Below are 24,123 nucleotides of genomic sequence, written 5' to 3'. Positions count from 1 at the left end.
CTGGTGGACGAGTTCCAGCGGTCGTGGCTGCTGGCGCAGCTCGGGCCGGACACTGACCCGGCCGACCTGGAGCGCCGGTTCCTCCGGCTGCGGTCGGTGAGGGCGGTCGCCCTGGAGGTGCTGGGCGAGCGGCGCGCGAAGCTCCTCGCCGACCCGCTGAAGGTCACCGTTGACGGCGTTGTAATCATGGACATGCAGGAGAACCTGCGCGGCATCGAGCGGCAGATCGAAGTCGTACGACAGGTGCCTGCGCCGGCCGATGCACAGGACGAAGGCGAGGCGAGCGAGGCACTGGCGGCGACGTGGCTAGTGCCGACCCGCTGCTACAGATAGTGCCCGGCGTGGGGCCATTTCGCGCAACGCACCGAGAACATGCTGAGGCTGCCCGCGGTGTTGTCGGCCACCGCCAAGCCCAGCATTCGCTTGAGCGCCGAGCCAATCGCTCGCGCGCCTTCGGGACTGGAAGGAGGAGGAGTTGCTGCCGCTGTGCAGCCAGCCGCCGAGCGGCTGGCTGCACTTGCCCGGTTGTGGGCAGCCGAGTGATTCCTCGGCGACCTACGGACCAACGGCACGGCACACCGGTCTGTACCGTCCAGCCACCATTCCACGGCCGCGAGGGCAGTCGCCCCCGCGGCCGGTCTCTGCTCAGGCTCCCACTACCAAGGCCAATAGCCCCAGCCCACCAGTCCGAACAGGAGAGATACACCCGCCGCGATCACCGGCGAGACGTACACCGCCAAGACAGTGCGCCCGCCGATCTGAACGTGCACGCCCTCACGCGGCACGACCGAGGCCGGAACGTCCGGGATCAGACTAATGGCAGCCGGAATCCCGGGGGATGACTCCCCACTAGAAGGTGTGCCATGGTAGGCAGTCACGAGATGTCCCTTCTTCGAAGCGCAGCCACCGTCTCCCCGGCCTAGGAACCTGAAGACGGCGGCGCGCGACACTCGAGTCCCCCCGGGTCCGGGAGGATGCAAAAGGGCCCCACCATTGGCATGGTGGGGCCCTCATTGCTGCAACGACGCTATCGGAGGTGGAGGGAAAGAGCAAGTTCGGCTTCCGGGTATGTAGATCCGTCACATCGCGGCGCTGAACGGAGGGTTGGCCCCAGCAAGGATCACCCGGGGATCCAACTGGCGTCACCAAAGGGCATTTTGGCTCGCATGCGATGCCGGCACCATGTCCAGTGAGAGCCGACCATGGAGCAGAAACCACCGATCAACCGTCATATCCGTCGTCCGTGACCTGCCTGCGATGCCGGTCCGGATCGTAGATCGCGGTGAGGAACGGAGTGATACCGAGTGCGTAGAAGCCATACTCGAGCTGCTGATACCACGGCCGTTCATCCTCAAGTTCCCTGGACACCTGGGCGGTGACACTGCCGTTCTGCTTCTCCGTGGTCGCCATGACAACGAACGACCTGCCCTGGTCCGCCGTGTCGGATGGGCGACTGATCACGGTGAAGTCCCAGGTCTCAGCGCCTGGCACATCCGCCCCAGAAGCGAGTCGTTGCAGCACGAACGTTGGCTGCCGCAGGAGCACCGTGGACTGCGCACGAATCGCCATGTCCTTGCGTCCGCCCACGATCCGCCACGGCGGCTCAGGGCGAGTGTGGTGGATATCCGAGAGGAGCTGTTCCCGGAGCTCGGAATATTCAGCGGCCGTCTGGGCCAGCAACCGGGTGTCCTCGGCCAGTTGGCGTCTGGTGTCGCAGCTGTCGAGCAGGTAGCGGAGCGAGTCGAGCCTGCTCCGAATCCACGGCTTGAGGAACCTGTCGAGCGCACCCAAGCGATAAGCATCCTCGGCTGACTCCGCGACGAGCAGTGCACCTTGATACAAGGCTCCGTGCTTCGCAACGAGATCCATTCGTCCCCCATCTGTCGACGCCACTTCGTTGTCTTGCCCAGTCTCGCAAGGCGTTGCGAGCGATCACCTAGGCTCGATGGTGGACGCGAGGATGGAGCCCCGTGTCCACTGCCGTCCCCCGTATACCGGCCTCGCTCGCGGACTGGCCGTCCCGGTCGCCGGTCTGTCCCCGTACCACCGCAACCCGCGTACCGGTGATCTCGACGCGATCGCAGAGCCTGTCCGTCAATGGGCAGTACCGGCTGATCGTCGTCAACCGCGGCACGCTGACCGGGCGGCCGAACGAGATCCTGGCCGGCAACCAACCACACCTTCAAGGCGGCCAAGCAGCTTGGGGGACCGACGTCGCGGTCACCTTCCTCGACGTGGACGATGACGCTGCGGCGAAGATCGTCATCGTCGACAACCGCACGAGCGATCTGGCCGGGTACGCAACGGTGCTCCTCGCGGACATCCTCACCGAACTCCCGGACCTCGATGGCACCGGCTACGACCAGGACCGGCTCGACCTGCTCCTGGACGAGACCGCGCTCCCGGCGCCGATCGAGCTGCCCTCGGATGGCGCCGACACCGGGGCCGCGGCGAAGGTGCACCGCACCTGCAGAAACTGGCAGTTCGCGTGGTGGCTACGAACCAATCGAGATGCACCTGACGCGCGACCCCTTGGACGTCAGCGAGACCGACGAGGGCGGACCGGACCAGCTGACACTCGCATGACTTCCTGGTCCAACGCGCGGCCGCTGAAGGGATCAGCGGCCTGGGCAAGTCGTTCGATGGGGTCGCCGACAAAGCGGTGATTGGAGCACTCGGACGGCCAGGTAGAGAAGCCGTCGTCAGGCCATCGGGGAACGAGGTGAAAGTGCAGATGCGGCACCGACTGTTCCGACCCGGGGCCGCTGGCATTGAGGATGTCGACGCCGCTGACGCCCAGCGAGGTGCGCATGGTGATGGCGAGGTTCTGGACCAGTTCCATGGTGGCGGCCAACACGACGGCAGGCGTGTCGAAGATCCCCTCATGGTGGGCGATCGGAATCACGACGGCATGCCCTGGCGCGATGGGATCCAACGGCGCGAACGCAACGGCCGCTGGCGCGCGGGCCACCCAGCGAGCATCCCCTCGGCGAAGCAGACCGCAGAAAGTGCACTCCATGGAGATCGAGCCTGCCAGCCGCGACGAGCACGTTCCAGTGCTTTCCGTGAACCTATGGCTGGGGGCTCCGGAGGTGGCTCCGCGGGAGGGAATCGGCCCCCCGCCCTCGGCCGCCGCGATTGGTATGTGCGGATGGCGCTCCGTGAGCAGCCTGTCTCCGTCCTGCGAGGCAGTCCGGAAGGTCGGTGTTCTCCCACGTGCTAACCGCGCGCAGGTTCCTCGCGTGGAGTAGCCCGTGATCAACCTCGCCCCTGCAGCAGATACGCCATCAGTGCGCCAGCCGCATCGGGGCCGAAGCCGTGGCCGCGCGCGTCGGGGATGAGAAGAACGTCGATGCCGCCATCCCTCCCACCCTCGCACGAGTACTGCGCGTACCCCACTGGTCCGCTGGCGGCCAGCACAAGGAACGACTCCACCTCAGGCCGGAGGCGCCCCACGTACTTGGCGGCTACTTCCTCACGGGCCAATGGCGCACCGCCCCAGTGCTTAACGAAGGCGGAGTCGGCGAACCAGTCCGCCAGCAGGTCGAGGTCCTGCTCGCCCACGGGGATAAGGCGTGTCAGCTCCCCTTCGATTGACATCGCGGTGGGCATCCGGCGACTCCTGGTTTCGGGAACACGATGGGACCTCCCCACCGTAGGCGCCTCAGCGGTCGCTGTCCTCTGACAGGCGATCTTGACTGTTTGCCAAGTGAGTTTGACCGCCCAGCTCAGATTGCGGGTTCGATCCGGATCTCGCTGTCGTGGAGGGAAGGATAACGGTGATCATCCTTCCTCCTTTCCGCCCGGCCGAGTGAACCGGGACGGGAAAACCCGCTGCCGGATACCCCGGCGATCCGCTATCCCTGGACCATGACCAGCCTCACCGTTGACCAGAACGGCCTCGTCCCCCCGGGCCTGTGCCCGAACTGCCACCTCCACACCGGCTTCTCGGTCCGAGACTCCGGCCTCAGCACCTACATCTGGCCGCATCCTCAGACCGAGCACCCGTCTGTCGAGCATCAGCTCAAATACGGGATGCGCACCTGGCTGCGGCAGATTCCCGCCATCTGCGGGCACTGCCGCAAGACCGTGGTCCTGCACCAGCTGATCCGCTTCCACGAAGACGGGAAGACCGGCGATGTGCTCCGGGTGATCCAGGTCTGGCCGGAGCGGCAGCCGCGCGAGTTGCACACCTCCGTCCCGAACGCGGTGCGCGACCTGTTCGCGGAGGGCGCGCGGGCGGAGGCCGCCGAGGCATACCGCGCGGCGGGGGCGATGTATCGGGCTGCCGTCGAGGTACTCTGCAAGGATCTCGGCGCCGAGGGCAGCAACCTCGCCAGCAAGATCAATGACCTGGTCAACTGGGGCGTCACCCACGAGATCGTGGAGGACCTCCACGAGGCCCGCTTCCTCGGCAACTGGAGCCTGCACGACGGCCTGGAGTTCTCCGCCGAGGAGGTCGCCGACGTCGCCGGCCTGATCGCCGAGGCCGTCCACATCCTGTACGTGCAGCCCGAGGAGCGACGGGCGATGCGCGACGCCCGCAAGGCGCGGCGCGACGCCTTCGCTGCTGGGAACCCGTAGCCGATCGGGCCCGAGGTGCGGGGAGAGAGGGAAATGATCTTTATCCTTCCCCTTTCCGACGCCGTCTCGGGGTGCCGGAGCCAAATCCGGGGACTCCCGGCCCCAGCCGGTGAGCACGCCAGGCGGGCGCTCACTCGGACCGGTCGCGCAGGCCGGCCTCCGCGACCGCATCCCGGGCATCGGCTCCCTCGCGACGGAGCAGAGCCCGGGCGCTCCTGCCCGGTGCCGGTCCGGGTCCCGGAATGACAGCCCTGGCACGGCCGTCTCAGGCGCGGAGGAACACTGTGATCTTTTGCGCCCCCCCCCACACCGGTCAAGATCAAGTGGCAGAAACCTGGCACCGGTCAAGATCACTTGGCAAACGGTCAAGATCGCATGTCAGAGGACCGTCGCGACCTCCGTTAGGAGGTCCTTAGCCGAGGATCATCCCCTACTATCGAACACGCGTTCCCCTGGGGTCGCCCGCTCGCCACCCTGTCATCGCTCCAGTCGAGGTTCCGCCTCGCGCCGAGCACGAAACCATCGGCGTACGGACCGACGTGTACCCGGACAGGCACGAGCCAACGGCATGGATCTGGGTCGACTCCACGTGGACCTGGCGACCATTCGCGCGCAGTACCGATACCCGAACGGTGTCCTCGAACTCCAGGTGCGCCTGCCCAACGACATTCCCGCTCGTAAGCGCACCTACAGGTGGGGGGCCTGGCGTACTCCTCGCCTATCCTGGCCATCGAGCCGCCCGGCTGCCCGGCCCTACTGCAGCCGAGGAGGTGCACCGGGTCCTGTCTAGGGTCAGCGACGCCCAGCTTCCGGAAGCCCGGCCGTAGCGCGCTTTCGGCGACGGAGAAGTGTCAGGGCTGCTACCGCTGCGAGGGTCATCCACGCCTTGCCGAGGATCTGTCCCGGCAGGTACTCGAAGGAGTCGAATGCGAGCTTGAGGAACAGCAAGCTGTCCGAGAGCAAGCCGACCGCGTTTGAGGCGAGCATTGCGATCAGCAGGCCGCGTTCCCGCAGAGGCTCATAGACGGCGAAGTCCATGCTTTCGGCGACCACGAAGGCCGCGGCTGACGCCATCGCGAGCGCGGGGTCAGCAAGGAAGTACGACAAGACGGTGCCGATGGCTATCGCCGCGAGGACCGCCCTGCGGCCGGCCGCCTCCCGTGCAAGGTCACGGAGGACGAGGGCTAGCCCGACCATGTAGACCCCGGCCGGGGCCGCGTAGCCGAAGCCCACTGGGACGGCTCCGAAGTGTGTAACAGCAAGATTGGCCGCGGGAATGGTCGCGACGTAGGCGACCAGCGTCGCGATACCGGCAGGAGCGGGGACGTTCACGATCTTCTCTCTGTCTGGTGAAGCACGAGTTGCGCCAAATCCCTCCGTGAGCGGACGGCGGGGTAGGCGCCCAGACAGTACAACCCACGCCACTGACATCAGGTGTGTGTCCCGCCCTCAGAACTCTGGCCTGGAATCGCTCCCACGCCGAGGGTGCACACAGACCGCGCGGGCCACTGGGTCGGCATCCTGGAACAGACGGACCGCGGCAAGACGGATGAATCGCTGCAGTTCATCTGGCTCTCACTCTCTCGCTGCGGCGAGCGGCTGGAGCGGCCGCCGGAATCTGACGACCTTCTGTACCTGGCTCGCCCAGACCTCTCGAAGGTGTTCTTTCGGCCGTCTTCGATCGCCGCCTAGGACTTCAGACGAGATCAAGCACGCTTCATTTGCCTGGCATTGGCCCTATATGTCACGCGAGGGGCACCCGGAAGACGCCTCCCCCCTCACTCCATTTCGAATATGCATGCGAATTTCTATACTTATCCGTTGACCTTGTTGTCAGAGCCTGCGCATAGGCTCAGCCCTGTTAGTAAACGAGCAGGTGGGGGGCGAGAAGAAGGATGTCTTCGGGCTTCGCAGTCGGACACCTCGTTGCATTCCGGGGGGCTCCTGGAATAGGACGGGTCGGCGCGGTAACCGGCGGCTCGCTGCGCGTGGACTTCTTCGAGTCCACGGCCGAGCCCGAGATCGAGTCACAGACCGTCCCGGTAGTCGCTTGCGAGCGCGTGCGACTCAAGCCGGAGACCCGCGTATTCCGGCGCAACCCCAGCACCGGAGAGTGGCTGGCCGGGCGGGTGAGGGACCACGCAGGCGGCCAGTACTACATCCGGTTTCCCAACACCGACTTCGACATGCCGCTACCCGAGTCCGAACTCCGCGTGCGGTGGAACAGGCCGGTACGCGACCCTCTCCAGGTCCTGGTGTTTGGAGGCAATGAGTCCGGACACCTCTACAACGCGCGCATCCCAATGCTGCACAACCTGGTCACCCAGCGCGCAGCCAGCGCCAGCACCCCGGCCCTCCTGGCGGCCGCTGTCGAGACCTATCCTCACCAGGTTCGCGCCGCGCTGACCGTGCTGTCCGACCCTGTCCAGCGGTATCTCCTCGCAGACGAAGTCGGACTCGGCAAGACCATCGAGGCCGGGTACGTGATTCTGCAGACCTTGATCGACGATCCGCAGGCGCGCGTGGTCATCCTCACCCCTGACTCGCTGCGCCGACAGTGGGGAACCGAGCTGCGCACGAAGTTCTTCACCGATGACTTCCCGAGGCGCGTACGGATCACCTCGCACGAATCCCCCGAGAAGTGGGAGCAGTACCAAGAGAGTGCTCTTGTCGTGGTCGATGAAGCTCATCTACTGGTGCAAGACCGTGACGACACGGACCCCACATATCGGGCACTGCGCGATCTCGCGCACTCAGCGTCGAAGCTCTTGCTGCTGTCCGCCACGCCGGTCACTTCCAGCCACACCACGCACCTGGGCCTCCTGCATCTGCTTGATCCCGACGTGTACAAGTGGAGCGAGCGGGAGGCGTTCGAGCAGCGGTACAGCCACCGGGCCGAGTTGGCCGACCACGTCCTCAGCCTGGACGCAGACTTCCACCCACTGCTGCCGTCCACGATCGACATCACCAAGGCGCTGTTGCCCCCGGAAGACACCCGCTTCGAGCACCTGGCGGGCCAGGTGCTCGACCTCCTCGATGCGGAGGGAAGCCTCCTCGATGAGACGGGGATGCCGGAGCTCTCGGCGCGCGTCACCGCGCTTCGGGCGCACATCAGTGAGACGTACCGACTGCACCGCCGCGTGATCAGGCACCGCAGGTCGAACGTACTGCGCCAAAACGACGACTCGGCGGCCGTCCCTTACGAGGTGCGCGGTCGTGCCGAGCCGGCAAAGCTGACGGCCGAGTCATACTCCCCGGCCGCGGACAGCCTCCTGGAGTGGCAGACTCAACTGTGGGGCCATCTCCTCGATGAGGGGCTTGAGAGTAAGCGCAACGACTACGCGCTTGCCCTGGCCGTGCTCGCGTCCCGTCTCGGTGGCGCGTCTGCTGACTATCTCGACGCCCTTCGATGGCGGGTCCGCGGTGACGAAGGCGCCGCTGAGCGTGCCGGCCTGAGTGCCCGCGAGCGGAACCACGTCTCCAACGTGCCAGTGGCGCCCCACGAGGCAAAGAACCTGGCGAGTCTCGAATCAGAGATCGCGGACGAGGATCGCGCTTCTGAAGTCGACGCTCTGATCAACGCCCTTCTCCCTGCGCTGCGTAAGGGAGGACACATCATCGTCTTCTGTGGCCCAGGCTCACTCGCTTCGGCACTCGCCACACGCCTGCGCGCACGCTTCTCCGAGGTCGGCTTCTTTGAGCACACCCGCAGCGCGGGCCCTCACGCGTCTGAGTTGGCCACTGCTGCATGGCGGAAGCCCAGCGAAAAGGCTGCCGTTCTCATCGCGGACGACACTGCAGAGGACGGACTGAATCTCCAGGCCGCCCAGACCGTAATCCACGTGCGGTTGCCGTGGTCACCCAACCAACTTGAGCAGCGCCTCGGCCGCACCGACCGCTACGTCGAGTCCCACCGGCAGCGCCAGGCACCACGCCAGTTCGTGCTCACGGACATCGAAGCACACACCGAAGCGTGGCTGTCCCTGCTCACCGATGGGTACCACATCTTCGACGGGTCGGTGTCCACGCTCCAGGATGCCATCGCGGAAGGTCTCGCTGATGTCTGGGCGGAGGCGCTCGAGCATGGGCCGGAAGGCTTGCCCGGTTTCGCCGAGACTGTTCACGAGAAACTCGCCAAAGCCCGCCGTGAGATCGACAGCATGGACACCCTTGAGTCGATCTTCGACACATCCCCTCACGACATCGACTTCGCCGAGCGGCTGGCGACGTTCGAGGCCAGCTGGGGCGCCGCCCGTAAAGACATGCTCGGATACACCGGACGAGACGGCTCGGACGGGATCAAACTCCGCCACACCGAGCGCAAGATCAATGGCGTGATGTGCGAGGTCTTCGACCTAAAGTCGCGCACGCTCATCTCCCCTCACCTCTATGACCGCAAGAACCTCACGGAGGAGATGGCCAAGGGCACGTTCAGTCGGTCTGAGGCGCTCAAAACCCCCGGCACACGTCTATTCCGTATCGGGAGTCCGCTCGTCGACACACTCGCCAACGTTGTTTGGTTCGACGACCGCGGCCAGGCCACGGCCTTCTGGCGCGCTGATGTGAATCACCGGGGGGAGCCGGAGCCCTACTTCGGCTTCGACTACCTCGTCGAAGCCGACATCTCCTCGGCGCTCACGCTGGCGCTGGCGCTCGTGCAAGAGCCCCGCGACGCGGAAGCAGCTTTGAGGCGCCAGGCTGAGCAACTCCTCCCACCGTTCACGCTGAAGGTATGGGTGCCGGCCGGAGCTGCCGAGGCCCTGGCCAACGGAGACACCCAGAAGTGGCTGGATGCCCGCTACAGGGCCACGGACCACAACTACAACTCCGGAAACATCCACGAGTTGATGGACCTGTTCGACGGGCAGCCCGGATACGAAGCATCTGCACGTGGTGCTGAAACAGTCGCCCGAGCGGAACTCAAGCGAGTGACCAACCTGGCCGACAAGTGCGATCTGGCCCAGCAACAGGGACGGGCACGCCTCACGGTCACGAGGGCACAGGCGGAAGCCCGCCAGGCAGCTGGTCGACTCTTGGGAGGCGAAGAGAGCTACCTGCTAGATGTCGACATCACCGACGCGCTGGTGCAGGGACTGAGCGAACCGAATGTTCGGCTCGTTTCTGCGACGTGCTTGGTGAAGACGGGGCTCAGGAGGATCCGTCGTGGCGACTGACAATTGGACCGGCGCCAAGACGCTCTTTAACCACCTGTCGGAGCACCGGGACCTCCAGCACCTCCCAGAACTTCCCGAGGCGAAGGGGACGCTGCGCAGGCTCCGTGATGCTCTGGCCAGTGAGTCCAGCGGGTGGAAAGACGTTGCCTCGCTGACTCGGCAGATCTTGCTCGAAGCTCAAGCACGAGAGAACACAACGGGGTTCACGGTTCCTCTCCTCCCACGGCTGCCTACCCGTGAGCAGTGGGAGGAAATGCGCTGCCAAACTGGGATGCGCGATGGCGGCGCCAACTTGTGGGTAAGCGCGCTGCCGTGGCATCCGCCCGTCCCCGACGACGTTTCCCGCCATGCGGCTCAAGAGGATCTTCGCCAGGTCCATCTCGGCGAGGACTCGCCACACCGTCGCAGGCTGGAGTCGTATCCGGCCGACCCGTTCTTCGCAACCGCCCTCGGTGATGATCACAGTCACTATGTGTCAACCGGTCAGCGACAAGCCGCCAGGGCTATCGCGCTTGCCGAACCGGGGAGCACCACGGTCATCTGTCTCCCCACGGGACATGGGAAGACCGCAGTTGCAGTGGCCCCCGCGCTTCTGGCAAGCACGAGCAGCGGCGTGTCGGTAGTCGTCGTGCCTACGAGCGTTCTCGCAGCAGACCTGGAACGGCGTGCCTTCAAGATCCTTGAACGGTACGGGCAGCACAGCCCCACACGCCGGTACGCGTACACCAGCGGCCTGTCTCCCGAAGACAAACAACAGATGCGGGACGACATCGCCGCAGGCCGCCAACGGCTCGTGTTCACTTCGCCTGAAGCTCTCGTGCGGAGCCTGAAGGGACCTCTAGAGGACGCCGCTGAGGCCGGGTTGTTCAACTACTTCGTGATTGACGAAGCACACCTGGTCGAGCAGTGGGGCAACAGCTTCCGTACCGAGTTCCAGACCATGTCGAGCCACCGTCGCATCTGGCTCAGCAAGGCCCCGGCAGGCCGGCAACCAGTCACCGTCGCGATGAGCGCGACACTCACTGGGCAACAGGTGGAGACACTCGACACACTGTTTGCCTCGCCACAACGGGCGAGGATCGTCTGGGCTTCCCAACTTCGCCACGAGCCGAGCTACTACATCGACGCCTTTGAGAGCGAGACCGACCGGCAGACCGCAGTCCTTGATGCCGTCTCGTACTTGCCGAAGCCGATGATCCTCTACACGACCAAGGTCGAACATGCGCAGGAGTGGGCGGGCCGTCTTCACGGCCACGGGCTTCGCCGCGTAGCGAGCGTCACCGGTGACTCCACCGATGCCGAGCGTCGCGACGCCTTGGAGGGATGGGGCGGTAAGACAGCCGAAGACGACGTGGAGACACGCTTCGACATCGTGGTTGGTACCTCTGCCTTCGGCCTGGGCGTCGACCTCGACGACGTTAAGACGATCGTGCACGCATGCCTGCCAGAGACGGTGGACCGCTACTACCAAGAAGTCGGCCGAGCAGGACGCAACGGAAGCCCTTCAATCGCGTATATGGCCACCACGCGCAATGACGAAGAGATCGCCAACTACATGAGCGACGAGGTGGTCATCGGCGCCCCGCGCGCGTGGCAGCGGTGGGAGGCAATGTTCCACAGCAGGACTACGATCCAAGATCGTCACCGCGTCAGTCTTGATTCCTACCCCCCTGACATGAACGAGGGCTTTCAACGGAACCGGCAATGGAACATCCGGATCCTCAACCTCATGGTGCGATCAGGGATTGTGGCCGTCCACCCACCACAGCCACCCGGAAGGGATGAAGGTGAGTCGGATGTCGTCTGGAAGGCACGACTTGACCAGTTCTACGCGACAGCTGATGGCTACGCAGACGTGGAACTCCTCGACTCCGACGCAAGAAACAGCGAGCACTTCCATGCTCGCTTTGAAACTGAGCGCCAAAAACTGCTACGCGGTCGCGCTTCGGCCCTGCGAGAACTGAAAGTAGCTCTGCGAGGCAATCAATGCATCGGCGAAGTGCTGGGGTCGTACTACCGGGTCCCGCATGGCGAGGGCTTTCGCCGCACAGGTATCACCTGCCGTGGATGCCCTCACTGCAGGGCCACTGCCAAGCTTCTGCCTGCAGGCTTCTACCGGCTCGCTGGGGAGCCGCGCCCTCTGCTACCCACATCCGAGAACCATGGGCATCTCCCCCTGATGCCGTACTTCGGGGACCATCAGTGCCTGAGCCTGTGGTGGCAAGACGCCGACGACCGGGCCTTGGCGGCACGTCTGGTAGAAAGCCTTGTCCGTCGCAGGATCGCCGTGGTCGGGGGGCCGGGCATGGATACCCACCTCAGAAGCCAACTGCAGACAACAGCGCGGACCCGCACCGTGATCGTTGACGATGACGGTGCTCTCCTGTCGGACTGGCATGGCCCTGTTATCTGGATGGCGGACCCGAACGCAGTGTCACCCGGGCCTGAGATTGCGACGCGATTCGCCTGGAATGCACCGACCTACCTGATCCATCCACGGACCATGCACCACCCCGAGCGCCGAGATACGCCACTCGTCGATGTCCACCCGGCGAACTTGTCGATCCGCCGTGCCTTGGAGGAACTCTGATGACTCTCCTGAACGTAGACGCAGCCATTCCCTCCCAGACATGGGCTGTGGTCCGCCTCCTCGCCTACTTGGGGAAGAGCATCGCCTTGGACGAGGCGCGGGCGCTGGTCAGTCCTCCTTCTTTGCGCTCAGAGGACACGTCGACCAAGCCGCCCTTCGACTGTGCTATCAGTTCCCTCCAGGTCCTGGGGTTGGTGCACGTCGATGACGACCGGCAGGAACTCTCGCTGGCCGGCCCAGCCAAGGCTCTTGCCCGCAGCGACGATCTCGACACATACTCCCGCATCCTGCGTCACGCAGTCCTCGAAGCGGACTACAACAAGGAGTTGGGCGCCAACAACGATGCGGCAGGCCCCCGAGACCTCACTCGCGCGCTCGCTTGGTTCCTCATGCACGACCCGATGGAGCAACCAATCGACAGCGTCGCCGCGGAGAAACTCCTGGACTACAAGGACAGCAAGGACCGTAAGGTGTTGCGGCTCGAAGTGCTTCCCATCTTCGCTAACCCCACCCGCTGGCTCCGCTTCGGCTACTGGGCGCCCACTCTCGGCCTTGCCGCAGCCCCGCTCTTCCGCGGTGAAGGCCGCGGCCCACTAGTCCCGGACTGCACCCTGGCCGTCAAGCAAACAGTGCTTCAGTTGTGGCAACCAGCCCAGCGAATCAATGCGGTTGAGGCACTACAAGTTCTGCGGGAGCACCTACCGGTGTTGCCTGGCGGCGCACACTCGCTCGCGGTGGGGATCCCCAGTCCCGGCGAGAGTGTGGCCGGTGCCGCCCTCTCGTTTGCTCTCCTGCGTGGCCACGATGAGAAGTGGCTTCATCTGGAGCACGACGACGATGCTCGGAAGATTCTTCTCCTGCACGACCCTGAAAGGCCCGCCAGCCCACGCCCCGTTAGCGACATCACGATCCTGGAGCCCACCGATGGCTGACTTCCGCAGGATGCTCTGCTGGGAACCAGCTGTGGCAGCCTCCACCATCAATACTGAGGCGATCAGCCCCTCGCGTTCGGTCTTCTTGGCCACTCATGCACCGTTGCGGATCAAGCGCGCGCGGCTCATGGACGGGAAAGAGCTCGTCATCGGAGGCGACCCGATCGGTGAGAGGGCGGTCCTCGAAGACTTCCTGGCGCTCCGAGCGGACAGCGGGACCTTGCTCATGCCGGTCGTGGGTGAGTCTGGCTCAGGTAAGTCGCATCTTGTCCGATGGGTTCGAGAGCAACTGGCTGGCATGGAAGAGGGAGCGGACCAGAGAGAAGTCATCTACCTCGAGAAGTCCAAGACCAGCCTCAAGGCCGTCGTCAGCACGCTCATCGCGCAGGTGGAAAGCAACGACCTGGCTCAACTCAAAGATGACATCAACAGGTTCACTGAGGACGTCAACGAGGAGTCCCTGGCAAGGCGCATCCTCAATGAACTGAGCGAGGCGCTCGAGGCCACGTCCCCGAACTCAGAGTCACGCCCTTTGGCTCGGATGCTTGTTGGCCCCGGCAAGCTGGCTGCGGTGCTCCTTGACCCCCATGTCCGTGCGGAGTTGCTCGCGCCTGGGAGGTTCGTCCCTGAACTGGCCCATCAGCTGATTCACAATCGCCGGGATGGGCAGGCGGACCGCCCCGAGGGCTTCAGCATCAGCGACCTGCCGCTCGACATTCGCGACATCCAATCCGCGTCGGGAATGGCGCAGAAGCTACTCGGCACGATCAGCACACGCGGTGACCTGCAGGGAATTGCGGTAGACCTACTCAACAGGCACCTCGAAGCCGCAATCAAGAGCGCCGCCAACCTTGGGGCAGGCCGGCTACTCGATGCAATGAAACAGGTACGAGAGGAGTACCACCGGCAGGGCAAGGAGATCGTCCTGCTCATCGAGGACTTCGCTCTCATCCAAGGTGTCCAGCGAGACCTCCTAGATGCCGTGGTAGAAGCAGCAAACCGTGAGGGCAAGACGACTCTCGCCCCCATCCGCACACTCATGGCCGTGACGACGGGCTACTTCCAATCCTTGGAGGAGACAGTCCTAACCCGTATCCAGGCCGCCACGGGCTACGTCTACCACCTGGACGTTCCCTTCAGCCCGGAAGAGACGGGACGTACAGAGATTGCCTCGTTCGTCGGCCGTTACCTGAATGCTGGGCGTTTGGGCCGCGACGAACTCGAGCGTGCAAGCAACGACGACGTTCCCAACAAGTGCGCGACCTGCCCACTGCGAACGGAGTGCCACGAGGCTTTCGGAGCAACCGCCGACGGCTATGGCTTGTACCCGTTCAACGAGTCGTCTCTCGTACGCGCCGTCCACTCAACGGCAGACCAGACCAAGCCTTGGTCCTTCAACCCCCGTGCCGTGCTGGGAAGCGTCGTACGACCGGTCTTGGTTGAACACGCCACCGCCATGCAGCAGGGCGAGTTCCCCGACCCCATGTTCCGGCAACGGTTCCGGCCGACCAAACTCGACAGGCCCGTCAACCGCGACGTACTCGGCTTCGTAGCAGCGAATGATCACGACCCGGCCTCAGCGGAGCGACGTAACCTGGCGCTCGAGTTTTGGGGAGACGCCCCCGAGCACGCCAACAGCCTCCACCCCACCATCTTGGAGGCATTCTCCCTAGAACCGCTGGGCAGCGAAGGAGGGCAAAGCCATCAGCCTGCATCTGTAGCGGTGCCGGGGCAGCCCAACGCCGAAGAGGCAAAGTCCGAGACAGGAGCCAGTGGCAAAGATGACGAGCTCCCCAGGGAACTTCAGCGAATGCTGGAGACCGTGGACGAGTGGCTCACCCGCGAGGGTGGCCTAGATACCGCCACCGCGACTCGGATCCGCGGTGTCGTCTCCACCGCGGTCGTCCAGCGATACCAGTGGAACTCACCTCTGATGCGGGCAGTGGTCAGTACCGAACTACGAAGGGTTGCCTGGCCAAGCAAGGCGACCATCGTGTCCATCGAGGGCGCGAAGGAGAACTTGCTCGGCGTCGAGAATGCCCCCATCACCTTCTCTCGTCGTCCGAAGGACAGTTGGTTCTTCGACAGCCTGCTGAAAGCTGAGCGGGACCTTCCAGCACGAGCCGAAGACATCCGACGCCTGGCGTTCTTGGCCGAGAGGCACGGCCAAGACCTCACTGCACGGCTGCAGCAGTACATGGAGTTCACCGATGATCACCTCGTCGCGGGATTCCGTGCATCGCTGATCGGAGCGGCACTCGCCGGCCGGGCATGGCCCGGAATGCCCACTTCGCAACTCGTCGCCGCGGCGCTTGATGACGGGCAAGAGTGGCGTCGCGAGGACGGTGGGATCCGCGCGGAAAAGTGGATGGACATGCTCCGTGGGCACCTCAGAGCGCGTCCTGAACTCGTGAAGCAACTCCGTTACGCCGTAGGTATCGCCCAGGGCATCGGTGCGGTGAACATGGTTGATGCCGCACGCGTTCTTCCTCTGCTCGACAGGGCCGCGTCATCGTGGAGTTGGGATGCCGAGACGCTGGACATCCCTAAATGGGTGAAGCCGGCCGTCACTGGGTTCGCGTCCTGGACAACCATCCTCGAGGACCAACTCAACCGCCACGAAGAACTACTCAACTCGATTCGAAGCCGTCAGCCTCGGGGCACCACTGGCGTACAGACCATGGCTGCAATCCGCGACGTTCTCGGTGCTGCGCGAGAAGTGGGACTGCCGCTGACGGCCGAACAGACACGTCAATTCGATGCCCTGCTTCAGGCTGCCCAGAACGCGGACTGGAAGGCCATCTCTGCACTCGAAGACGACCTGGTCAAGGCGGGCGACGACAGCCGCGATTCCTCAACTCGTCATCACGCCCAACTGGTTGCCGCTGTCAAGGACCGCGGTGACTCGCTCAAGCTGATTCAACAACTGCTAATTGCCAGTAACGACTGGCTGGACGCTGCTCTTGCCAGCGCCGAGTCACGGTCTAGTGGCTCCGCAGGTGACAGTGCCGCGGAAGACGTGGGGCAAATCTGTGTGGAGTGGCAGGCGCTCACCGCTGTCCCGTCCGCCGAAGACGACGGGGAGGACTGGTGACCAGCTTGTCTGTGTACGACAAGGCCGTACAGCTGCAAAACCGTGCCCGCCAGATCGCTGCAGGCGCCGTCGGGGAGAAGGAGGCCGCTCGGGTTCTGAGCCGCTCGAAGGAACTCCGCGCGGGGCTGGCCGAACTCAGAACCCAAGTTGGGCTAAGCCATACGCTTGCGGCCTTGGGGGCAGCGCACAAGCCCGACCTATCAGGCATCGACACCGCCCGCACAGCCTTCGAGCGGAAAGCCCTCAACGGGTTGCCCAGTGACGCGGTCTTCAACACGGCCAGGAAGAAGGTTCAGGAACTCGCGGGCAAGCTCAAGGGTGATAGCAGCGCGGCATGGGTCACCTGGGCAACGGCACAGGTCGCCGCCCTTCCCCTGGCCCGGATCCCCATGCTCTCGCGCGACGAGCGCGAGGCCGCACGCAACCGGGAGAGGGAACTCCGTCAGGCGGTGGCAACCAAGAACCTGTCCAAGGCGGATGTCACGCTCTTCACCAGCACGTACGCCCTCCTCGCGGAGTCCCTGCACGACAAGAGTGATCCCCCCAGTGAGCTATTGAGACTCCTGGAAGTGCTTGAGAAGCGCCCCAGCCCCACGCTCCGCGACGTCACAGACGACGACATTGCGCTGCTGCGTCAGTTCGAGATGGACATCCACATCACCTTGCAGAGGACGGGCGCGTGACAGAGCACCTCGACGTTCGCTTCGCGAACGAACTCCTGAACCACTTGGAAGACCGTGAACTGCCACTGCTGGCCTGGGGCGTCACGGAGGCTGCCCTCTCTAAGGCCGAGGTGATAGAGACCATCGACAGTCTCTTGCACAGTCACGAGGCTGCCCCGGCCGACATGTCCGTCGACGCTGTGCTGGAGGAGTTCCTGCTCCGTGCCTTGCTGTTCGAGGTGCCAGTGCCTGTGACGTCGCCACCGCGGTATCGCACCCGCTTGGCGGAGTCACTCAGGCTCACAACTGGTCTTCGGCAGCTCTTTGCCCGAGGTGGCTGGGCGCAGGAGGAGCGGCCTGGCTGGTGGCAGCATCAGCGGCGCCTCGTCGCTGACTACCGACTGCACGTAGCGCCGCGACGCTACCCACATCGAGATATTCCGGCATCCGACGCTCTCCGCGAGCTCGCGCAGCTACCCCAATGGGGGGAGGTGCAAGAGCGCGTGGCGGCAGCCCAGTTGCGGGGCCGCGAACTGGCTCGCTTCCAACTGGATGCCACCTGTTCCGTGTTCACCTCGCTCAGCTCTCAGCGGTCCAAGGGAATCATCGTCGGCGCTGGCACGGGTAGCGGCAAGACACTCTCGTTCTACTTGCCGGCCTTCGCAGCGATGGCGGAACACGCGCACCCTGGTAGGGCAAAGCGCGTTCACACGCTGGCGCTCTACCCCCGCAAGGAACTCCTGCGCGACCAGCTTCGAGAGTCGATCCGCTCTGTTGACGACGTCGAGGAGGCGCTGCACGAGAGCAGGCGACGTCCTATCCGCGTCGGCGCGCTCTACGGTGACACCCCATGGAATGCCCAGGACCGGAGGGTGGAACCGAACTCAGGGCTCGCCACTGCCTGGAAGCGCACTCCCCAGGGCGTTGTGTGCCCGTTTCTGCCCTGCCCCGCCCAGGACTGCGGCACTGGGGAACTCCAGTGGACAGACGAGGACCGAAGGCAAGGCCGGGAGCGGCTGACCTGTACCAGGTGCGGCTACACCTTGAAGGACGGGCGCCTGGCGCTCACCCGGGAGTCCCTCAAGAAGAACCCGCCGGATCTGCTATTCACCACTACTGAGATGCTGAACCGCTGTAGCGGTGACAGCTATCTGGAGTGGCTGCTCGGGTGGTGCGGCAGCAATTCCGCTCCCTCCCTCGTGCTGCTCGATGAGGTCCACACCTATAGCGGTCTTCACGGCGCGCAGGTGGCACTACTGTTGCGACGCTGGCGTGAGGCAGCACACCGCCCCATGACGTTCGTCGGTCTCTCTGCGACCCTTCGTGACGCGGATAAGTTCTTCGCTCAACTTGTCGGCCTTCGTCCGAGCGATGTCGACCCAATTGAACCGGCCGACGAGGCCATGAAGTCCGAGGGCCGTGAGTACGCCCTGGCGCTGCGCGGCGACCCGGTGTCCGGAACAAGCCTGCTGTCTACGTCGATCCAAACGGCCATGCTCCACGGCCGCATGCTCGACCTGGATAAGAAGCAATACCTCTACGGCTCCACGGGCTTCCTCTTCACGGATGACCTGGACGTCACCAACCGCTTCTACAACGACTTGCGCGATGCGGAAGGCGGCCAGAACCGGGCAGGCCGCCGCAACGGCCGCAGGCCAGTACTTGCGGGCCTGCGTTCTTCGGAACGTAACGAGCATGCTGCGCGCTACGTGGACGGTCAGTCCTGGGACATCGCCGAAAAGATAGGGCATGACCTCGACCCGACTCTGCAACTCCACCACCTGCATGTCGGCCGTACGTCCTCTCAGGACGTCGGGGTCGACCACGACGCGAACCTGACCGTAGCGACGGCCGCCCTCGAAGTCGGCTTCAACGACCCACGCGTGGGCCTGGTACTCCAGCACAAGGCACCCCGTGATGCAGCCGCGTTCATCCAGCGCCGTGGCCGCGCAGGCCGAGAGCGCGGCACAAGGCCGATCACTGTGGTCACGCTCTCGGACTACGGCCGGGACCGACTCGCATACCAGGCGTACGAGACCCTCTTCGCACCTCAGGTACCTGCACGAAGCCTGCCGATCGGCAACCGTTTCGTACTCAAGATCCAAGCCACCCAGGCCCTGTTGGACTGGGCGAGCCGCAAGCTACGTTCCAAGAAACTGTGGGCCGACCCCCGAAAGATCCTCAAAGCCCCCATCGGCCATGCCGTGCGTAATGAGGACCGGCCAGGTCACGACATGCTGACATCGCTGCTGCAGGCGATCCTCGACAAGCCTGATCTGCAGGACGAACTTGCCCAACACCTGGGGAGGGCTCTGCAGATCAACGCAGACGAGGTCCAGGCCCTGCTGTGGGAGCAACCTCGATCGCTGCTGCTGTCTGTCGTTCCCACCGCGCTGCGGCGGCTGCGCAGCGACTGGTCGTTCCAGCGCATTGATCCGGGCGCGAAGGAAGGCTCCCTCCTCCCCGAGTTCATCACGCGCTCACTCTTCGAGCCGCTGAACCTGCCCGAGGTTGAACTGCTCTTGCCGTTCAATACGAACGACACGTTGGAACAGTTGCCGATCGCCAGGGCGCTACGTGAGGCCGTACCAGGACGCGTCAGCCGACGATTCGGGCACCGCCGTGATGAGCACCGCACATGGTTGCCCGTTCCACCGGTCGGCAGCAGCACTCTGCCGCTGACCCAGATCGTGCAACATGCCGATCCTGAAGGAACCTGGCACCCCGATGGTTACGCATCAGAGGGACTTCAGGTCTTCCGGCCCACGCAGTTGAAGCTGGAGCAGCCAGGCCAGGAGATCTCCGACCGGTCGCAGGGGCTCCCCATATGGGGTAGTCAGATCGTTGTGTCCGAGGAGGCGCCACCGGCCCCGGCGGACATTCCGAACCCGTCTCTCTGGCATGAGCGCGTGCAGGCCGTCCGCTTCGCCACGCACGCTGCCGGCAACCCCATCGAGATGCGGCGCATGACCATCGGCGCCGATTGCCAAGTGGCGCTCGAGCGCGGAGAAGTCGAGACACGCAAGGTCTACTATGAACTGCACGGCAAGCCAGTTGCTCTTGGCTTCAGACTTGGCGTCGACGCTGTGCAGGTCCTGCTCAGGCCCCTGAACACCTCGGAACCTGCGGTCAGGGAGTACCTGTCGTCTCCGCAGTGGCGGTCACTTGCGTTCTCGTACACCTTCGCCGAGGACCCTGCTCTCGAGGAAGTCGCGAACAAGTTCCAGCGTGCGTGGCTTGGCCAGGTCTATCTCACAGCCTTTGCGCTCGAAGGCATCAAGCAATCTCGCACCGCCGTGGAGATCCGAGCATCACTCGCTAACGGAGCGTGGACTGGGGAACTGTCACGCATCCTGAGCGTCCTCTACCGCGACAACAGCGACCCCGACCAGGCTGTCGAGAATGCACGGCTGATCGACGGGCTCACGGAGTTGCTGCGAGACGCACGGGTGCTCACCGCTGTTGACCGGGCGGCGGAACACCTCGTTGATCCGAATATTGCTGTCCGGACTGAGGACCTGGCTCAGCGCACCTATCGCGACACGGTGGCCGCGGCGATCCTCTCCGCTGCGCAGAGAGCCTGCCCCGACTCGCAGGACGGGGACCTGATCGTCGACGTGGCGCCCGGTGCCACCAGCAGCGCGCCCACTGTCGTGTGGCTCAGCGAGACCTCCGTAGGCGGTCTGGGGGTTGTAGAGAGCCTGGTGCGCTTCTACGGGGAAGACCCTCGCCGTTTCTGGGGACTTGTCACCAGTGCGTTGGCCCCAAGCGACTACGAGTACGTAGACGCCACACTCACCCAGTTGCTCCGTCACCTGGCCGACGAGCCTGGGGGGGATGCCGCAGAAGCCATGCGCGCATTGAGAGGAGCCGAGGATGCCGAAGCGGCCGAGGAGGCCCTGAACTCTCTCCTGGCCGCGTGGGAACAGTTGGACGGCCCTCCCCGTCGCACTGCGGTTTCAGCGTTGTCGACCCGCCTTCTCCGGCCGGGGGCCGGACCCGACACTGACGCGCAGGCTCTCGCCATGGTCGATGCGTGGGCCGGACTGGAGCAGAGGCTCGGTGTAGAGGTCGACGCGAACGTCATTGCCTTCGCGGTCGGCGACAACCGACTGAACGTCGGCGGGGGCAAGCGGCTGACAGCCGACCAGGCCTTCAGCATGCTCTGGCCTCGCGGACGACAAGCTCGCACGCAGGATCTCCAGCACTACCAGCCCTATGCGGACGCCCCGGTACTGGATCGACTGCTTGTGCGCGAGGCTCACAACGACCGGCTGCCTGAGGTGGACGTCACGGCGAGCGATTGGGTCCTGGCCTACCAGAAGGCCATGACCGACAGTGGCGCCGCGGACCTCATCTGTCCCGCAGGCGAGTCGCAAGCCCTGGCGGAAGCCCTAGTTCGCGTGCCGGCGCTGCCGGTGGACCGGGATGTCCTGCGCGTCCATGGCGAGGTTCGTAGCTACGCCAGGCATCGAGACGAGCTCCGTGTGCGGGTGGAGCTGCGGGAGGCAACCCAGTGAAGGATCTGACCAGAACCGTGCGCACAGGTGCTCGTACAGGGCTGCGCATCGACTCGATACTGTCCGCTGCGCTGATGGCAGAGATGCTCAACCCGAGCAGTGACTTGTGGTTGGTCTCGCCATGGATCACTGATGTCCAGGTCATCGACAACAGCCACGGCACCTATGACGCATTCTTTGGTGACGTCCCGCCCAGCGGATGGCGGCTGTCAGACACGCTCCTGCGCATCGCTGGAGCCGGGGCCCGTGTCCACGTGGTCACGCGCCCTGACGCGCACAATGATGCGTTCCTGCGTCGGATCGAGGCCCCAGAACTGGACGGCGTGCATGTCCAGCGCGACCCCGACATCCACGAGAAGACGTTGTGTGGGCAGGAGTGGATTCTCACCGGGTCGATGAACTACACGGTGCGCGGCATGGCGAAGAACGATGAGTTGGTCACCTACAAGGTGGGCGGGCCGGATGCTGGCCAAGCGCGGCTGGACCTGACACAGCGGTGGAGGAGTGGCTCGTGACGCAGCCCCAGAATCAGCAGCGAGAAGCCCTCGAAGGGTTCTTGCACCGGTTCTTCGGTCCAGGAAACGGCGTCTGGCCGGGCCTCGATCCGGACTACCGCTACAAGGACCGCACGCTGCCGTTCGTCGAGGCTATTCGACGCGGCGACGACGCGCCTGTGGTCCTTCCACGCGTGTATACGGACCGTGATCGATTCGTCGTGTACGTCATTGCCCGGGAGCCTGGTGAGCGAGCAAAGACGGCTGAGTTGATCCGCGCTTTCGCTGGCCCGACGTACATCGCGTATGACGAGCAGGTCGGTATCCAGCCCGCCTGGCTGGACCCCGATGATCCCATCGAGCAGGCTATCCGCGACTTTGCTGGTGATCGGACCACTTTCCGTCTGGAGACGGGACGCACTCTCGAGCATCGCCGGAACCTGGCCGGGGCGCTGGAGCTGATGCAGAGGACCGAGGCTCGCCGTCCTCCCAGGATGTGGCGGGTGGCCAAGCCGATCGGCCGGCTCCTTGCAGAGTTCGACGCATCTCTATCCGCGGGCGCCGAGGCCGCATCGAGCGTGGTTTTTGACCATCTGGCAGCGGCTGGTGGTGTTACCGCAGCCAACCTTGCAAGCTTGAGGATCAAGCGGCTTGATCGTCTCGGCCGCAGCGAGGCGATCCTTCAGCTCCCTGAACTGCCGGACGCTATCCGGCAGGATCCTCCCCTCCCGGTCAAGGAAGCGATCTTGAACGCCGTGTTCGCGGCGTTGGAGGAACCTCTCGCGGTGGGCGATCTCTCAGCGGCACGGGCGAGGCTCGAAGAGCAGGGGCGGTTCGTCCCTGCCTTGCTGGATGCCGATGCGCGCAAGCTCGGCACGCAGGCCGTCACCGTTCTTCTGATGGCGGCCACCGTCCTTGAGGATCTGCCTGCTCTGCGTCGTCTCGTGGACGCCGTGCAGAGCGGGGCCCGCATAGGCGAACTGCCCTCACTGATCTGGGAGGACGCCCAACGCTTCCTGGCCGAAAGCGATGACGCGGCAGAACCTCGTGTCGTCGCAGAGCCTGTGCCACAGATCGCTGGAAGCGACGCGTCGGAAGCGTTTGCGACCATCGACTCCTGGCCGACCTTCCTCGCTGCGGTAGCCGCGGGCAGCAGCGAGGGCCAGTCGGCTGTTGAGGAGCGCAGTTGGACTGCGTGGTCTCCGCCGGCAGCTCACGATGCGGCCCTCGCCGGGTTCCTGGACGGGCTGGAGAATCAAGCTGCTGAAGAGGCCTGGCGGGCGGTTGGGGCGTTCATCGATGCTGTCGGATATGCAGCTCCGGCGGGTCTGACCGCCCATGCGTTCATCCGGAATGCGGTCGCCTTCGACCGGTTCGGTCCAGGTGACCTCGCCGTGCTCCAGGCGCTCGCGGAGATCGCACTCCGAGCTGGCCCGTCAGCGGAAACCTACGCCGAACTTCTCGATGAGATCGGCGCCTATCGCAGCCGATGGGTCTCCCCTGAGCGGGCATCAATTGCGTTGGACTTCGTTGATCGACTGTTCTTGGTCGCATGCCCTGACGCGGAGGCTCGCAGCAAGCTCGCATACGACCTGCTTGAGCCGCTCTGGCGGCATCAAGGTCGGCTCAACGAAGCTGACTTGGCGTTCGCCAAGCGTCTCTCAAGGGAACTCGGTGTCGACTTCCCTTGGCAGGACCGGGCCGGCTCTGATAGCGAGCGTGAGTTGTCGCTCTCGGACCTGCCGCCCATGAGAGTGCTGCTGTACTCCCTGGACGAAGCTGTGCTCGTGCGCTGCGCCGAGGAGATCAAGCAGTTTGCCCCCGCAGTGGACGCCGCCATGGCCAGTGATCACGTCGGTAGTGCTCAACTCCGGCAGAAGGCTCGTTCCGCTGATCTGGTCGTCATTGCAACTCGCTGCGCGAAGCACGCTGCAACCGGCTTCATTACGCAGCACACCCGCACCAAGTACATCCACTATGCAGACGGCAGCGGTTCAGCATCCATGCTGCGAGCAGCAGTGAACGGTCTTCGCTCCGTTGCAGCTAACCGCTAACGCACTGGTGGTCTCCCCG

Annotated in this window: 14 protein-coding genes and 1 pseudogene; 11 read left to right on the top strand and 4 right to left on the bottom strand. The window is 64.6% G+C overall.

What is annotated here, in order from left to right:
• The first annotated feature begins 3 nt into the window (after nt 1-3).
• The gene (locus OHB13_RS10375; protein WP_328376871.1) at nt 4-333 is read left to right on the top strand and encodes a hypothetical protein; all 330 of its coding nucleotides are present in this window, start codon (nt 4-6) and stop codon (nt 331-333) included.
• An 888-nt stretch (nt 334-1,221) separates the two neighbouring features.
• On the opposite strand, the gene OHB13_RS10370 is transcribed toward OHB13_RS10375, so the two are convergent.
• Nucleotides 1,222-1,869 (bottom strand): hypothetical protein, encoded by a 648-nt coding sequence (locus OHB13_RS10370; RefSeq protein WP_328376870.1) that lies wholly within the window; start codon nt 1,867-1,869, stop codon nt 1,222-1,224.
• Between the two features lie 194 nt (nt 1,870-2,063).
• Between OHB13_RS10370 and OHB13_RS10365 the strand changes: the two genes are divergently transcribed.
• Entirely contained in the window at nt 2,064-2,666 is a 603-nt protein-coding gene (locus OHB13_RS10365) for a hypothetical protein (protein WP_328380496.1), read from the top strand.
• A 56-nt stretch (nt 2,667-2,722) separates the two neighbouring features.
• Here OHB13_RS10365 and OHB13_RS10360 read toward each other — a convergent pair.
• Together OHB13_RS10360 and OHB13_RS10355 are read right to left on the bottom strand one after the other, a co-directional pair.
• Nucleotides 2,723-3,019: pseudogene (locus OHB13_RS10360) on the bottom strand (HIT domain-containing protein); the annotation flags it as partial.
• A 239-nt stretch (nt 3,020-3,258) separates the two neighbouring features.
• Nucleotides 3,259-3,612 (bottom strand): GNAT family N-acetyltransferase, encoded by a 354-nt coding sequence (locus tag OHB13_RS10355; RefSeq protein WP_328376869.1) that lies wholly within the window; start codon nt 3,610-3,612, stop codon nt 3,259-3,261.
• A gap of 258 nt (nt 3,613-3,870) precedes the next feature.
• Here OHB13_RS10355 and OHB13_RS10350 point away from each other — a divergent pair, with 258 nt between their 5' ends.
• Nucleotides 3,871-4,584 carry a DUF4145 domain-containing protein gene (locus OHB13_RS10350; RefSeq protein ID WP_328376868.1) on the top strand — a complete coding sequence of 238 codons (714 nt, stop codon included), beginning with the start codon at nt 3,871-3,873 and terminating at the stop codon, nt 4,582-4,584.
• A 792-nt stretch (nt 4,585-5,376) separates the two neighbouring features.
• Here OHB13_RS10350 and OHB13_RS10345 read toward each other — a convergent pair.
• Nucleotides 5,377-5,916, bottom strand: a complete 540-nt coding sequence (locus OHB13_RS10345) for a VUT family protein (RefSeq protein WP_328376867.1) — start codon at nt 5,914-5,916, stop codon at nt 5,377-5,379.
• A 563-nt stretch (nt 5,917-6,479) separates the two neighbouring features.
• Between OHB13_RS10345 and dpdE the strand changes: the two genes are divergently transcribed.
• From dpdE to dpdD, 8 genes are read left to right on the top strand one after another with little or no spacing between them, the layout of a single operon-like run.
• The gene (dpdE, locus tag OHB13_RS10340; RefSeq protein WP_328376866.1) at nt 6,480-9,758 is read left to right on the top strand and encodes a protein DpdE; all 3,279 of its coding nucleotides are present in this window, start codon (nt 6,480-6,482) and stop codon (nt 9,756-9,758) included.
• Nucleotides 9,748-12,348 (top strand): protein DpdF, encoded by a 2,601-nt coding sequence (dpdF, locus tag OHB13_RS10335; RefSeq protein WP_328376865.1) that lies wholly within the window; start codon nt 9,748-9,750, stop codon nt 12,346-12,348. Before dpdE ends, dpdF begins: the two co-directional genes overlap by 11 nt.
• On the top strand, nt 12,348-13,280 hold the full coding sequence (dpdG, locus tag OHB13_RS10330; RefSeq protein ID WP_328376864.1) for a protein DpdG: 933 nt from the start codon (nt 12,348-12,350) through the stop codon (nt 13,278-13,280). The genes dpdF and dpdG overlap by 1 nt, the downstream gene beginning before the upstream one ends.
• Nucleotides 13,273-16,374, top strand: a complete 3,102-nt coding sequence (gene dpdH, locus OHB13_RS10325) for a protein DpdH (RefSeq protein ID WP_328376863.1) — start codon at nt 13,273-13,275, stop codon at nt 16,372-16,374. Before dpdG ends, dpdH begins: the two co-directional genes overlap by 8 nt.
• Nucleotides 16,371-17,057, top strand: coding sequence for a hypothetical protein (locus tag OHB13_RS10320; RefSeq protein ID WP_328376862.1), 687 nt, complete (start codon nt 16,371-16,373; stop codon nt 17,055-17,057). The genes dpdH and OHB13_RS10320 overlap by 4 nt, the downstream gene beginning before the upstream one ends.
• Nucleotides 17,054-21,556: a protein DpdJ gene (dpdJ, locus tag OHB13_RS10315; RefSeq protein ID WP_328376861.1), complete on the top strand. Its 4,503-nt coding sequence runs from the start codon at nt 17,054-17,056 to the stop codon at nt 21,554-21,556. Before OHB13_RS10320 ends, dpdJ begins: the two co-directional genes overlap by 4 nt.
• Entirely contained in the window at nt 21,553-22,071 is a 519-nt protein-coding gene (gene dpdK, locus OHB13_RS10310; RefSeq protein ID WP_328376860.1) for a phospholipase D-like domain-containing protein DpdK, read from the top strand. Before dpdJ ends, dpdK begins: the two co-directional genes overlap by 4 nt.
• Nucleotides 22,068-24,104 carry a protein DpdD gene (dpdD, locus tag OHB13_RS10305; RefSeq protein WP_328376859.1) on the top strand — a complete coding sequence of 679 codons (2,037 nt, stop codon included), beginning with the start codon at nt 22,068-22,070 and terminating at the stop codon, nt 24,102-24,104. The genes dpdK and dpdD overlap by 4 nt, the downstream gene beginning before the upstream one ends.
• Nucleotides 24,105-24,123 lie beyond the last annotated feature (19 nt).

The sequence above is a fragment of the Streptomyces sp. NBC_00440 genome (genome assembly GCF_036014215.1).
Classification (GTDB): Bacteria; Actinomycetota; Actinomycetes; order Streptomycetales; family Streptomycetaceae; genus Streptomyces.
This window is presented reverse-complemented; position numbering and strand designations above follow the sequence as displayed.

Coding starts and splice junctions, on each gene's coding strand:
- OHB13_RS10370 (WP_328376870.1), bottom strand. CDS start 1,869: ATGGATCTCGTTGCGAAGCACGGAGCCTTGTATCAAGGTGCACTGCTC.
- OHB13_RS10355 (WP_328376869.1), bottom strand. CDS start 3,612: ATGCCCACCGCGATGTCAATCGAAGGGGAGCTGACACGCCTTATCCCC.
- OHB13_RS10350 (WP_328376868.1), top strand. CDS start 3,871: ATGACCAGCCTCACCGTTGACCAGAACGGCCTCGTCCCCCCGGGCCTG.
- dpdE (WP_328376866.1), top strand. CDS start 6,480: ATGTCTTCGGGCTTCGCAGTCGGACACCTCGTTGCATTCCGGGGGGCT.
- dpdG (WP_328376864.1), top strand. CDS start 12,348: ATGACTCTCCTGAACGTAGACGCAGCCATTCCCTCCCAGACATGGGCT.
- dpdH (WP_328376863.1), top strand. CDS start 13,273: ATGGCTGACTTCCGCAGGATGCTCTGCTGGGAACCAGCTGTGGCAGCC.